15 protein-coding genes are annotated in these 13,185 nt (G+C 53.8%); 9 read left to right on the top strand and 6 right to left on the bottom strand.

Translation table 11 applies throughout. From position 1 onward, the window contains the following. The coding region (locus J7J49_RS22350) for a cold-shock protein (protein WP_215095794.1) at positions 1 to 85 on the top strand (85 nt) is incomplete at its 5' end. A 250-nt stretch (positions 86 to 335) separates the two neighbouring features. Beyond that, positions 336 to 1,403 carry a 23S rRNA (cytidine(2498)-2'-O)-methyltransferase RlmM gene (gene rlmM, locus J7J49_RS22345; RefSeq protein ID WP_064233196.1) on the top strand — a complete coding sequence of 356 codons (1,068 nt, stop codon included), beginning with the start codon at positions 336 to 338 and terminating at the stop codon, positions 1,401 to 1,403. A 51-nt stretch (positions 1,404 to 1,454) separates the two neighbouring features. Here the strand turns inward: rlmM and J7J49_RS22340 are convergent, their stop codons facing one another. After that, positions 1,455 to 1,742, bottom strand: coding sequence for an antibiotic biosynthesis monooxygenase family protein (locus tag J7J49_RS22340; RefSeq protein ID WP_064233197.1), 288 nt, complete (start codon positions 1,740 to 1,742; stop codon positions 1,455 to 1,457). Between the two features lie 29 nt (positions 1,743 to 1,771). Here J7J49_RS22340 and tusA point away from each other — a divergent pair, with 29 nt between their 5' ends. Next, complete coding sequence (gene tusA, locus J7J49_RS22335; RefSeq protein ID WP_064233198.1) at positions 1,772 to 2,026, top strand: sulfurtransferase TusA; 255 nt, start codon at positions 1,772 to 1,774, stop codon at positions 2,024 to 2,026. 141 nt (positions 2,027 to 2,167) lie between these two features. Here the strand turns inward: tusA and J7J49_RS22330 are convergent, their stop codons facing one another. The 3 genes from J7J49_RS22330 to J7J49_RS22320 all read right to left on the bottom strand — a co-directional run bounded on the left by J7J49_RS22330 (position 2,168) and on the right by J7J49_RS22320 (position 5,383). Further along, on the bottom strand, positions 2,168 to 2,863 hold the full coding sequence (locus J7J49_RS22330) for a hypothetical protein (RefSeq protein ID WP_215095792.1): 696 nt from the start codon (positions 2,861 to 2,863) through the stop codon (positions 2,168 to 2,170). A gap of 109 nt (positions 2,864 to 2,972) precedes the next feature. Continuing rightward, positions 2,973 to 3,962 (bottom strand): DUF3080 family protein, encoded by a 990-nt coding sequence (locus J7J49_RS22325; protein WP_215095790.1) that lies wholly within the window; start codon positions 3,960 to 3,962, stop codon positions 2,973 to 2,975. 2 nt (positions 3,963 to 3,964) lie between these two features. Beyond that, positions 3,965 to 5,383, bottom strand: coding sequence for an MATE family efflux transporter (locus J7J49_RS22320; protein ID WP_215095788.1), 1,419 nt, complete (start codon positions 5,381 to 5,383; stop codon positions 3,965 to 3,967). Positions 5,384 to 5,503: 120 nt separating this feature from the next. Between J7J49_RS22320 and J7J49_RS22315 the strand changes: the two genes are divergently transcribed. Continuing rightward, positions 5,504 to 6,106, top strand: coding sequence for an elongation factor P hydroxylase (locus J7J49_RS22315; protein ID WP_215095786.1), 603 nt, complete (start codon positions 5,504 to 5,506; stop codon positions 6,104 to 6,106). Here J7J49_RS22315 and J7J49_RS22310 read toward each other — a convergent pair. Together J7J49_RS22310 and J7J49_RS22305 are read right to left on the bottom strand one after the other, a co-directional pair. Continuing rightward, complete coding sequence (locus tag J7J49_RS22310) at positions 6,103 to 6,585, bottom strand: hypothetical protein (protein ID WP_064233203.1); 483 nt, start codon at positions 6,583 to 6,585, stop codon at positions 6,103 to 6,105. The genes J7J49_RS22315 and J7J49_RS22310 overlap by 4 nt on opposite strands. A 13-nt stretch (positions 6,586 to 6,598) precedes the next feature. Beyond that, complete coding sequence (locus J7J49_RS22305; protein WP_064233204.1) at positions 6,599 to 7,450, bottom strand: TatD family hydrolase; 852 nt, start codon at positions 7,448 to 7,450, stop codon at positions 6,599 to 6,601. A gap of 237 nt (positions 7,451 to 7,687) precedes the next feature. Between J7J49_RS22305 and J7J49_RS22300 the strand changes: the two genes are divergently transcribed. Genes J7J49_RS22300 through J7J49_RS22280 form a run of 5 tightly spaced genes read left to right on the top strand, consistent with a single transcriptional unit; the run spans position 7,688 to position 13,170 of the window. Beyond that, positions 7,688 to 8,944: an ABC transporter substrate-binding protein gene (locus J7J49_RS22300; RefSeq protein WP_215095784.1), complete on the top strand. Its 1,257-nt coding sequence runs from the start codon at positions 7,688 to 7,690 to the stop codon at positions 8,942 to 8,944. A gap of 39 nt (positions 8,945 to 8,983) precedes the next feature. Further along, complete coding sequence (locus tag J7J49_RS22295) at positions 8,984 to 10,537, top strand: fatty acyl-CoA synthetase (protein ID WP_215095782.1); 1,554 nt, start codon at positions 8,984 to 8,986, stop codon at positions 10,535 to 10,537. Positions 10,538 to 10,539: 2 nt separating this feature from the next. Then, a complete protein-coding gene (locus J7J49_RS22290) occupies positions 10,540 to 11,682 on the top strand; it encodes an acyl-CoA dehydrogenase family protein (protein ID WP_215095780.1) in 1,143 nt (380 codons plus the stop codon). Between the two features lie 26 nt (positions 11,683 to 11,708). Continuing rightward, complete coding sequence (bktB, locus tag J7J49_RS22285; RefSeq protein WP_215095777.1) at positions 11,709 to 12,896, top strand: beta-ketothiolase BktB; 1,188 nt, start codon at positions 11,709 to 11,711, stop codon at positions 12,894 to 12,896. A 40-nt stretch (positions 12,897 to 12,936) separates the two neighbouring features. Further along, entirely contained in the window at positions 12,937 to 13,170 is a 234-nt protein-coding gene (locus J7J49_RS22280; RefSeq protein ID WP_251048459.1) for an AMP-binding protein, read from the top strand. The last annotated feature ends 15 nt before the right edge of the window (positions 13,171 to 13,185 follow it).

Below are 13,185 nucleotides of genomic sequence, written 5' to 3'. Positions count from 1 at the left end.
CCTGCAAGACGGCCTGAAGGTTTCCTTCGACGTCACTCAGCGTCAAAAAGGCCTTCAAGCTTCTAACATCAAAGTCGTTGATTAATTTCTGCGCACTGACATGTTAGCAATCACCGCCTAGCGTTGATTGATCAAAGAACCCCGCCAAGCGCGGGGTTCTTTGTGTCTATATGAACAGGCAAATATATACTTGCCTCACACCTCACACCTCACACCTCACACCTCACACCTCACACCTCACACCTCACACCAATAGTGCTGAATAAATGCTATGATGCGACCCAATTAATTAGCTAGCCGTCACCGTTTGTGACGGTCGGAATAGAGGTAAAAAGGTGAGTGAAATAGTACCTACGTCGTGGCTCGTCTACTGCCGTCCAGGGTTTGAAAATGATGCCTTAGCAGAAATGCAGCATCACGCAGCATTAAACGATGTAGGGTGTGAATCTTCTTATGGCGAGGGTTGGGTAAGCTTAACGCGCATCGATGGCGAAGCGGTGAATGAATTACACCGTCAAGCCGCATTTAAAAAGCTTATTTTCGCGCGCCAAAGCTTGGCTGCGCTACCTGCACTTACTCTGTCACGTGACGACCGTTTGACTGCTATTCTGGAGCAAGTCAAAGCTAGTCGTTGGAGCTTTGAAGAGATTTGGCATGAAACGCCGGATACCAACGATGGCAAAGCGCTAGCGGGGCTGATTAAGGCGCTAACCAAGCCGCTGGAAAGTATGTTGAAAAAACGTGGTGCGTTAAGGCGCAGCGCGGGCGCACGGCGCTTACATATTTTCTGGACTGATGGCGATCAGGTTCAGTTGGCGATGAGCTTTCCAGGCAATCGCAGCGATTTAATTAATGGTATTCGTCGATTGCGCTTTCCCTCCCGTGCTCCCAGCCGTTCAACGTTGAAGTTGGAAGAGGCGTGGCACGAGTTTATCCCTAGGGAAGAGTGGGAGGAGCGACTTGCACCGCATATGCAGGCAGCTGACTTGGGGGCCGCCCCGGGCGGCTGGACATGGCAGCTAGTGCAGCGGGGCATGTACGTGTACGCCATCGATAATGGCCCCATGGACTCGCAGTTGATGAAGACCGGGCAGATCGATCATCTTAAAGAGGATGGCTTTACCTGGGAGCCACCGCAGCGCCTAGACTGGCTAGTTTGCGATATTGTTGATAAACCGGTACGGGTATTAGCCATGGTGGAGCGCTGGCTGATTCGTAAATGGTGCAAAGAGGCGATCTTTAACCTCAAATTGCCCATGAAAAAGCGCTGGGATGAAGTCACACGCTGCCTAACGGTATTAGAAGGGGCGCTGGATAAGGCTGGCGTGCAAGCCAGCGTATCATGCCGCCACCTTTATCATGATCGTGAAGAGGTAACGGTGCATGTTCGGTTGAGAGATTGATAGGTTGTGATATTGATAGGTTGTGATATCGATAGATCGAGCAAAAGCTATTTAATAGCCAGGTTCGTAAATCCGGATAGTTTCATCTTCGGTTAACAGCGGTAAAATACGCTGCATGGCCATTGCCCGCGCTTCGCTTGAGTGCCACTCCTTCCAAGCGCGGATGTCACGCCATTTGGTAATCATCAGTCGACGATCGGTATGGCCAAGCTCTACCAGTGTTTCACCACCGATGAACCCCCTTACGCCAAGTGAACTGCGCATTGCCTCCCGCGCTGCTTGTTCAAATTCTTCTTCAAGTCCGGGCATAATTCGCCGTTCGATGATAACTTTAATCATACTTTCTGTTTCCCACATCGAGGATATTGATGGCTGATAATACGGGTACGTTACCCACCTTTGACGCGGTATTGGACACCACAGGACTCTACTGCCCAGAGCCGATTATGCTGATGCATAACAAAGTGCGCGATATGGCGTCAGGTCAAGTGCTCAAAGTGATTGCCACCGACCCCGCTACAACGCGAGATGTGCCCAAATTTTGTCAGTTTTTAGGGCATGAACTGCTTGAACAGGACACCTCCTCTGAGAGTAACTACCTCTACTTTATCCGTTTGGCATAGCCGTTTGGAATAACCACTTGAGATGATTCTTAGAAACAGCTCTTAGAAACAGTTCTTAGAAACAGTGAGAAAAACCAAGCGAGGCCCACATCGCCTAAGTGATAGTGGCCTCGCCGACAGTTGCATAGTTGATGCGCTTAGTTAATCACTTGCCACTACCATCATGGCTAGCGCATCAAGCGTTGCTGGATCTTCTTCCAGTATACGGTTGGCGATATGGCGCTGGAAAAAGTAAACGGTTTGATGGCGCGCGTGGGCGCTGTATAGGCACTTATCCCCTAACAAGATTGGTGTCATCGTCGCTTTATTCTCGTCGGCAAGTAGTGCATCAAGACTGCCGTCGCTATAGAGACGCCAGCCGTAAACGGGCTTCATATGCCAGGGCGAGTTGGGGTGATTCATGCATAGTGCGTGGGTGCCCAGAATGTCGGGAATTTGCTGAATGAGGGTGACTTCGCCAGAGGCCTCATAATCAAAGTATTCAGCCGCCGCGATTAGCTCGTGGTATTTGTGATCGGGTGGTGTGTCAAAAATTTCTTCCGTTTCAGGATCACGGTAACCCACGAAGTAGCCGTTCTCCTGGCTATTCAGGTCATGGCAAGCTGCCAGGGTTTCCATCCACGGCACCAAACCGATGACGCTACCGTCCTCTCTTAATCCCCAGGCCAAAATAGGCAAGCCATAAAAGGTGTCGGGACTCGCAGCGAGTTGGTACACCATCTCTAAACCGTCTAGCTCAGGGGCTAAACGGACTAGGCACTTTTGCGCTTGCTGACGCTGGCGCACAGTTTCCAGGTCGATGACCTGGGCAGAGCGGGGTGACAGGGATGCGCCCATTGTGTCCCTCCTTATGCTGCGTGGTCATCAGATTGGCAAAGCCGACTCATTTACCTCTCATATCCACAAATAGCACAACTTGCTCTTAAGGTTAAGGGTTCTGCGCTTTTTAATTATCAAAGCAAGGTGGAAAGCGCTCTAGTAGCGCCTGATGCTGGATAAGTGCTTGCTGAAACTGACCCCAGGGCGCTTGGGCATTGTTCAGCGAAAGCCAGCGTGTTTGATAGCGTTGGATCGCTATTGGCTTGTCTACATGCTGCGCGTCAATTAAGCGATTGATTGCTGTTAGCCACCGTTTGGCTGTGCTTGCTAAGGGCTCAACTGACGCTGTCTCCCAGCGTCTTAAGCAGTGCGCGGCATCACTGTGCTGAGTTAGCAATGCATTCGCTTCCGTTAAGCGTTGAGTAGCGAGTAGTAGGGCGCGTAGCACTTCAGCGGTCAGTGGTCGCTCTTGCAGGTTTTTCAAATGGTTCTCAAGCGTTGCAGAGTCTTGCTGCCAGTCGGGGTCAAACTGGTGGTCAGTCATTTGTTGCAAATAATTAATGGCGTCAAGCTGGTTAGTAATAGCGTCTTCTTCGACGTTGCCTAACGGCTGGCTTGCCCGTGAAAAGCTTTTAACCCATTCGCTGGAGTCAAAGATAGCGTTCCAGCTTACCGCGGGCAACTGCGCTGTTTTAGTCGCTGTTAATTGTTCTAGGCGCGTTCGATCTTCATTGCTTAACTGATCGGGAACTTGGCTATTTAAGCAGGCGCTTAGTCGCTGCCATAGCGTGCGCTCATATAACCACTGTTGGCTAGGCGGCGCTACACGCCCCAGTTGGTTATTACGTGCGGCGACTAGCGACGTGATTTGACATTCGCGCAGTGCGTAAACATTCAGCAGGCTATCTCGCGTTTCGGGAATATCAATAAGCCGCTCGGAGCGCTCAGGGAAGTCACCAATATTAACTGGGTCAGCTCGTTCAATGCCTGGCTGTGCTAGGCCATCGGCGAGTTGTTGGTGATAGGCCTGCCACTGCTGCTCAGCGGGGTTATCACCACAGCCAACCAGCAGGGCGCTTAGCGCTATTGCTAGAGAAAAAATTCTCCATCGAACCATGCCTACCCCCGAATACTAATACGCTGTAAACGCCAGCCGAGTAACACTGCCGCAGTGCTTAAGCCAGCAATCAAGCCAATCCAGTAGCCATGAACCCCGAGTGGAGCAACCATATCACCTATTCCTCGTGAGCCCAGCCAGTGTCCGCCCCCCAAACCTACAATCCAGTAAGAGAGCACCGTAATCACCATGACAATGCGGGTATCCTTATAGCCGCGCAAAGCACCAGCTAAATTGACCTGCAGCGAGTCAGAGAGTTGAAAAATAACCGCTAGAGCAATGATCGACAGCGCTAGCGCTTGAATCTCGGCATTCGAAGTGTAAAGCGAAATGACGGGCACAGCGGTTACCCATAGCAGGATGCTGTTAAATGCGGCGACACAAACACTGACCACAATACCGTTCCAGGCAACTTGGCGGGCGAGTGTCAGGCGCTGCTGCCCAAGTGTATTGCCCACCCTGACGGTCAGCGCCATGCTCAACGACATAGGCAGCATAAACAAAATAGTGGTGAAGCTAAGCGCTATTTGGTGAGCACCCACGGTGACTTCGCCAAAACTGGCAATAAACAGCGCAATAAAGGTAAACAGGGTAACTTCGACAAAAATAGCTACGCCAATGGGAACACCCACCACTATGAGTTCGCGAATGCCGACCCATTGGGGAGGCGTTAGCTGCTGCCATATAGCGACGCTTTTATAAGTACGTCCTCGGCGCGTGTAGTAGGCCATCGCAAGTGCCATCGTCCACATTGAGAGGGCTGTCGCAATACCACAGCCAAATGCCCCCAAGGCAGGTAATTGTTGCAGACTACTAGGGATCCAGGTGCCAAAGATATCCACTAATCCCTCGCCGCCGTAGATCAATAGGTAGTTGGCAGGAATATTAACCGCTAAGCCGACCAGGCTTATCCATAGCGCCGGACGGGTATGATTCATGCCGTCGGAAAACGCTCTCAGCGCCTGAAATAGCGCAATCCCTGGCATACCAAAGGCGACGGCAGAAAGATAGGCAGCAGACTGTTGCGCGACCGCTGGAGGCACGTCCATTGCCTTGAATATCGGCATAACGGCTGACCAGAGCAGTGCTGCGGCGGCGGCGCCCAACAGTAACGCAACCCAAAGCGCCTGATGGACTGCCGGGCGAATAGCCGTGTGGCGCTGGCCACCCAGTAAATGCGCAACGATGGGTGTAAGCCCCATCAGCGTGCCGGTTATAAACAGCATCAGCGGCATCCATAGGCTAGAGCCTACCGATACGGCTGCGAGTGACGTGGCATCATGCCGACCTGTCATCATGACATCGACAACACTCATCCCCGCTTGAGCCAGCTGCGCGCCGCAAATAGGCAGAGCCAAATAGACTAAGGCTCGGGTTTCTGGCCAGTAAATCGATTTAAGTTGTTGAGTAAAGCCGCCCACTTGTTGGCTCCTAATGGATAAAGTTATTCACGAAAAGTCGTTATATTAGCAGGCGCGCCACGCTTATGGTGGCAAGACGTTAGCTTGCACCAACAGGGCAGGTATAATGCGCCAAAATCGATGACAAATGAGGCCAATGTGAGTGACACGCAGGAGCGATGGACGCTCGAAGACATCATGGCGCTTTTTGATGGTATTTTTGCTGAGCGTTATCAAACTCGATTGATTCGCGGGGGAGATGAACCACTCTATCGTCCTGCCAACAGCGTGACGCCGTATCATCAGGTGATTTTTGCGCGGGGTTACTATGCCAGCGCACTACACGAAATCAGCCATTGGTGTATCGCAGGGGAGAAGCGGCGCCAACAAGAGGATTACGGCTACTGGTACTGCCCCGATGGTCGCAATGCCGAACAGCAGAGGGCCTTCGAGCAGGCTGAAATAGCCCCACAGGCGTTGGAGTCTATCTTCACCCATGCCTGTGGCCGCCAGTTTCACGTTAGCGTGGATAATTTAGGCGGCGATATTGAGGTTGATATAGAAGCCTTTGCAGCGCGAGTAGAGGCCCGCGCCAAGCGCTACCTGGCAGAGGGCTTACCAGCTCGGGCAGGCGCATTTCAAGAGGCGCTGGAGCGCTTCTACGGCCACCAAGAGGCCCTTAACCAAGCGGTGGCTGGCGGCTTGGCCATTTTAGATCAAGCCGATCATGTTATTAGCGGCTAATGATCATCGTCGGTAAGGCGCTGATGCATCGACAGCATCACCTCCAGCTCATGCTCGGGGCGCATCGGCTCTAACCCTAGCTCGCTGAATGTTTCGCGCCGCTGACGATGCCATTCGCCAGGGGTAAGCGAAGGGTAAAGCACCGAGGCCGGAGCTAACTCCACGAAAGGGTCTAACCCATAGGTGTCAAACAGCCGTGCGAGTGCCGCTTCGTCGTCACCATTGTCGCTGGTGTAGAGCGTGGCGGAGAAGTGATCGTTCTCCAGCTCGCGAATTACCTCTAGCGGACTAACCCCTAGGCTCTCCAGCTCCTCCATGCTGTAGGAGCCCATGGCATTGGTATCTTCTTTGATCCAGCTATCGTCCGGCTGAATCAATGTTTGTTTAACACGCCCATCGGGTAGCGACCAAGCGATGGCGAGCGGAAGGCCATCATCTTCGCCGGTTTCAATGGCTATAAACCCTGGATAGTCGTCCACGCTAATACTCCTGTTAAGATTCCGTGGGAAGACGGAAAAAACGCTGGGCGGTTTGTGTGGTTGCCGCCCCTAGCTCAGCTTCGCTAACCCCATGCCACTGGGCAATTTCGCGAACAATCCACGGCAGCAATGCCGGTTCGTGTCGGCGGCCCTTTAATTTCGCCGGGAGATTGCGGGGCAATAGATAAGGGCAGTCGGTTTCTACCATTAATCGCTCAAGCGGTATATCGCTAACCAGAGGGCGCAAGTGGTGACCACGCCGTTCGTCGCAAATCCAACCGGTCAGGCCTATATGCAAGTCTAGGTCGAGATAGCCAAACAGCGTATCGCGGTCGGCGGTAAAACAGTGCACGACCGCGTGGCTAATATCGTTTCGCCACGCATGCAGTATTTCACGCATCCGCTTGCCCGCATCCCGCTCGTGTAAAAACAGCGGCAAACCGCTTTCCACTGCAAGCGCCAGCTGTGCTTCAAGGGCCCGCTCCTGCTCCTGGGGCGTCGAGAAGTTGCGATTAAAATCCAGCCCGCACTCACCGACAGCGACGACTTCCGGCATAGCATGCAGGGCCGCCATGGCGCGCTCAAGGCTCTTGTCCCAGCGACTAGCGTCATGGGGGTGAACGCCCGCCGTGGCATAGAGGCCAGAATACTGCTTGGCTAGCGCAACCGCTTGTTCGGCATGCGCAAGGTCGGTGCCGGTAACGATCATGGTCGTTACTTGTGCCGCCTGGGCGCGCCGGATCACCGCCTCAAGGTCGCGACCAAAGCTTTCATGGGTTAGGTTTGCGCCAATATCCACCAAATGTGTATCAGAGCGAAACTGAAGTGCTTCGGGTAAAAAGTCATCGGCATAAGCGGTGGCCAAAGGTGTCTCCCGTTCAATATGCAAAGGCACCATTGTAACGGTATGCGCAAGCATCGACTAATGGTGTGTTTAAACTGGCAAGGGGGTAGATATGGCACGAATTGCAAAAAATCTGGCTTGATAGGTAAACAGCCACGGCCTATTAGCGCCTAAGATGAATCTGAGCTATTGCTTGCTACTTCACTGCTATCGATTCAATAACAGCCCTTAATAACAACAAAAGAGAGCCACATAACAATGCAACTATCTTATCTTTCATCTAATCGCACATCTCACCACCGTTTTGCTACTTCAACCCTCGCCGCTGCCATTTTGATGGCCAGCTATGCGCCCACTACCGTTGCCGCCGAGGGTATCTCTGATAATGAAATCCGCATCGGCTATTTAGCCGATATGTCTGGCGTTTATCGCGACCCTATTGGCCCATTGGGCGAAGATGCCATCAACATGGCGATTGAAGATATCGGTGGCAGCGTCAACGGCGCCAATATTGTGGTGTTTAGCGCTGATGATCGGAACAGCCCTGATGTGGGCTCAAGCGTGGTGCGTGAATGGATCGACGAGCGTAATGTCGATATGGTCACCGGGCTGGTGGCATCTTCTGTCACTCTAGCGGCAGTGAGCCTGTTGGAAGAGGCGGATAAACTCGGGCTGGTGAATGGTGCCGTCTCGTCAGGTATTACTAATGAGCACTGCTCGCCTAACCATATCCATTGGGTTTACGATACCTGGGCAATGTCCAACGGAACCGCAAAGGCAATTACCGATGAGGGCCACAAAAACTGGTACCTGTTAAGCGCCGACTACTCTTTTGGCCATGCACTGGAAGCTGACGTCACCCGCGTCGTGACAGAAAACGGTGGTACCATTGTGGGCAGCGCCCGCCATCCTTTCCCCAGCAGTGATTTCTCCTCGTTTATGCTCCAGGCCCAAGCCTCCGGTGCTGATGTGATTGCGTTAAATAACGCCGGTGGCGATACCATTAATGCGGTGCAAGCAGCCGGCGAGTTCGGTATTACCCAGGCGGGACAGATCCTGGCGGGAATGGTGCTGTTTAGTACCGATGTGCGCAGCATCGGGCTGGAAAACGCCCAGGGTCTGCAATTTACCAAAGCGTGGTACTACGACCTAAACGATGAAACCCGCGCATGGGCCGAGCGCTTTAAAGAACGAACCGGCAGCATGCCCACCATGGTACATGCAGGCCTCTACTCTAGTACGCGCCACTACCTGGAAGCGATCAAAGCCACTGGTACTGATGATACCCAGACGGTTCGTCAGCAAATGGCCGATACCCCCATCAACGATATCTTCGCCACCGGTGGCTACATTCGTGAGGATGGCCGCATGGTTCACGATATGTATTTAGTGGAAGTTAAAACCCCCGAAGAATCTCAAGACGAAGATGATCTCTTTCATATCATCCGTACCATTCCTGCAGAAGAGGCCTTCCGTCCACTGTCAGAAAGTGTCTGCCCGTTGGTTAACAGTTAAGTCACTGCCAATTCACGACAACAACTCAGAGGATTTGGCATGTCTGCAACGTCCGTTATTCAGCAAAATACCATTGGGGCTGCTCTAAGCCGCAGTGCTCGAAAATATCCGCACCAGCTAGCGCTAATGTTTGGTGAACGCCAGTGGCGCTACTCAGCGCTCAATCAAGCAGCCAACCGGGTAGCCAATGGCTTGTTGGCATCCGGGCTTGCCCCAGGTGATCGGCTGGCGGTGTATGGTAAAAACTCCGATGCCTACGTCATTGCCTGGTTGGCAGCTACGAAAGCGGGGTTAGTACATGTACCGATCAACTTCGCGCTAAGCAGTGATGAGCTGCACTACATTCTTGACCAGTCGGGGGCCGCGGGTTTACTCAGTGATGTGAGTCTCGCCGATAAAGTAAGTGCCGCTACCGAAGGCTTGGATCTCGCCTTGATGGGCACTCTGCATGCGGATCAAGGGCGGGATGCAGAAAGTTTTGATGTACTCGTTCATGCTATCTCAGAGCTCAATAGCGAAGAGCCAAGTGTGACGGTCGACGGTGCCAGCCTTGCTCAGTTGCTCTACACCTCGGGCACCACCGCCGCACCAAAAGCCGCGATGATGACCCATCAGGCACTGATGGCTGAATATATGGCCTGTATGGTCGAGCTTGATATCAAAGGCAGCGAGGCCATGCTGGCCGCACTGCCGCTTTACCACTCGGCGCAAATGCATGTCTTTCTGATGCCTGCCTTGTTATTGGGTGCCCCTGTTTACTTGCTGGAAGCACCGCTTCCTGAGCTGTGCTTAAGCGCCATAGCCGAGCACCAGATTGTGTCCTTTTTTGCCCCACCCACGGTCTGGATCAGCTTGCTGCGCCACGCTGAATTTGAGCGCTTTGACTTAAGCACCCTCAACAAAGCCTATTACGGTGCCTCGATTATGCCGGTGCCAGTACTGGAAGAGCTGCAGCAGCGGATACCGGGCGTAGGGCTCTATAACTGCTATGGGCAGAGCGAAATCGCCCCCTTGGCGACCGTGCTGCGACCTGAAGAGCACGCCGAACGGCCCGCTTCAGCCGGACGGCCCATTTTGACGGTGGAAACCCGCATCGTTGACCTTGATATGAACGATGTCCCTCCCGGCGAACATGGAGAAATCGTCCACCGTTCACCGCAGCTGATGAAAGGGTACTGGGATAAAGCGGCGATGACCGAAGAAGCTTTCCAGGGTGACTGGTTTCACTCAGGGGACGTGGGTTACTTCGACGAAGCGGGCTATTTATATGTTGTTGATCGTATCAAGGATGTGATTAACACCGGCGGCATATTGGTCGCTAGCCGTGAAGTAGAGGAAGGACTGTTTAAGCACCCGGCGGTCTCCGAAGTGGCGGTGATCGGCCAGCCAGATGAGAAGTGGATCGAAGCTATTACGGCGGTAGTGGTCTTGAAAGAGGGCCAAGAGGCAAGCGAGGAGGAGCTGATTCACCACGCCAAAACGCTGATGGCACCCTATAAAGTGCCTAAACGCATTCTGTTTGCCGATGCGCTGCCCAAGAGTACCGCAGGCAAAATCCTCAAGCGTCATTTGCGTCAAGATCTCAAGGAGTGAACATGGACGCGCAAACCACCGAACTGTTTCACGCCATGATCAAGCGCTGCCTTAATCAAAAGGTCGCCCCTTTTTACGATGAGTGGGAAGCGGCGGGCGAAATACCGCGCTCGCTTTGGCATGCGCTGGGTGATGCGGGTCTGCTCGGTATTGATTTGGATGAACAGCACAGCGGTTCAGGGGCCGATATCGCCATCACCCAACTGGCGTTGGAAGAGCTCTCCCGCCAAGGGTTTGGCGGCCTCGCCAGCGCCTATAACATTCATGCCAATATCGTGATGCCCTACCTGCAAAATCTGGGCACAGCTGTTCAGCAGGAGCAGTGGCTGCCTGCCATGGCCCGTGGCGAGTGCCTTGGCGCCATTGCCATGACTGAACCCCACGCGGGAAGTGATCTTGCCGCAATAAAAACCCGCGCGAAGCGCACTGCCGACGGCTGGGCGTTAAGTGGCAGCAAAATCTTTATCACCAACGGTCAGTTTGCCGATCTGGTGATCGTGTGCGCCAAAACCGACCCTTCCGCTGGCGCCAAAGGGGTCTCGCTGTTTTTGGTCGATACCCACTTACCCGGCTTCTCGCGGGGTAAGCCGATTAAAAAAATTGGCCAGCACGCCAGTGACACCGCCGAGCTTGCCTTTGATCAGATGCAGCTACCCCATGATGCGCTGCTGGGTGAGGAGGGCGCTGGGTTTCGCTACTTAATGCAGGAGCTGCCCCGGGAGCGCCTGGGGGTCGGGGCGCAAGCCCTGGGAGCCGTGGAGGGAGCGCTGGCCCTGACCCTTGAGTATGTGCAGCAGCGCCAAGCATTTGGTCAGCTAGTGGCGGATTTTCAAAATACCCGCTTTACCCTGGCGGAAATTAAAGCCCAGTTGGACGTCGCTCGGGCCTACTTTGAGCACTGCGTCGCAAAGTATCGACAGGGCACTATGAGCAGCACGGATGCGGCGATTTTAAAACTGCAGCTAAGCGAGCTGCAGTGCCAAGCGGTGGATCGTTGCCTGCAGTTGTTTGGCGGTTATGGCTACACCCACGACTACCCCATTTCACGCTTTTATCTCGACGCCCGGGTGCAGACCATCTACGCCGGTAGCTCGGAAATCATGAAAGAAGTCGTTGCGCGTTCATTGTTGGGCAAAGTGGCTTAGCTAGGCGGCAAGTACAGGAGATAAATATGCGATTAGATGATGTCGTAATTTTAGGCGGTGCACGTACCGCGATTGGTGGTTTTGGTGGTTCGCTTTCAACAATGGCGCCGTTTGAGCTGGGCACGATCACCGCTAAAGAAGCGCTAAGGCGAGCAGGTGTTGAGGGTGGAGATATCGATCACTCGGTATACGGTCACATTATTACCACCGGTCCCCAGGATGCCTATTTGGCGCGGCATATCGCGCTGGAGGCTGGTGTGCCGAAAGAGGCGGGGGCCTTCAACGTTAATCGGCTGTGTGGCTCAGGGATGCAGGCGGTTGTGTCTGCCGCCCAGCAGATCGCCATGGGCGACAGCCGCTTAGCGCTGGCAGGGGGCGCGGAGTCGATGTCGCGAGGGGCTTATCTGCTGCCGCCCCAAGCGCGCAACGGCGTGCGCATGGGGGATGTAAACGTCCAGGATTTAACCCTGGGTATCTTGAGCGACCCTTTTGGCAGCGGCCATATGGGCTGCACCGCTGAGAATATCGCTAAGCAGTATGGCTTGAGCCGAGAACAGCTCGATCAATTTGCCCTGGATAGCCATCAAAAGGCGGCACGTGCCATCGCGGAAGGGCGCTTTGAAGAGCAAATTGTCGCGGTGGAAGTCATCAGAGGTAAGCAAACAGTGCTTTTCTCTCGCGATGAACACGTGCGCGAAGGCGTTGAGCTTAGCGATTTAGCGCGGCTTAAGCCTGCCTTTCAGAAAGACGGCGTGGTGACCGCAGGCAATGCCTCAGGCATCAACGACGGCGCGGCCACCTTGGTGCTGGCCCATAGCGATGAAGCCGCAAAGCGCGGTTTAGCGCCCAGGGCGCATCTACGCGTTGCCACGACTGCAGGCGTCGATCCAACGCTAATGGGCCTGGGGCCGATTCCAGCGGTAAAGCGTTGCCTGCAGCAGGCGGGGCTTAGTATCAACGATATTGATGTGATTGAATCAAACGAAGCCTTTGCTGCCCAAGCCATGGCGGTGGCCGAAACGCTGGGTTTTCCGCTAGAGAAACTAAACCCTAATGGTGGGGCGGTCGCGTTGGGACATCCTGTAGGGGCCACAGGGGCTATTTTGATACTTAAAGCCCTTCACGAGTTAGAGCGTATTAACGGCCGCTACGGGCTAATTACGCTGTGTATCGGTGGCGGGCAGGGTATTGCCCTACTTATTGAGCGCGGCTAAAACGAGTTGATTGCACAAGAATAAATTTAAAGGAGCTATTATGCCTTCAGTTACCCCGAAAATTTTACCTGCCGCGGCCTCTGCGACTAACCCTGCACTAATGATTGGCGACCTGCTGGAGGCGGGCGTACGTATGGCGGGGGACAACCAAATTGTCTACCGGGATCAGAGCCGCCACAGCTACGAGCGTTTTCGTGAGCGGGTGCATCAACTGGCCCATACGTTGACGTCGCAGGGCGTTCAAGCTGGTGATGTGGTGGCAGTGCTAGATTGAAACAGTTACCCAGAC

Source organism: Halomonas sp. ISL-56 (assembly GCF_018612805.1).
Classification (GTDB): domain Bacteria; phylum Pseudomonadota; class Gammaproteobacteria; order Pseudomonadales; family Halomonadaceae; genus Vreelandella.
This window is presented reverse-complemented; position numbering and strand designations above follow the sequence as displayed.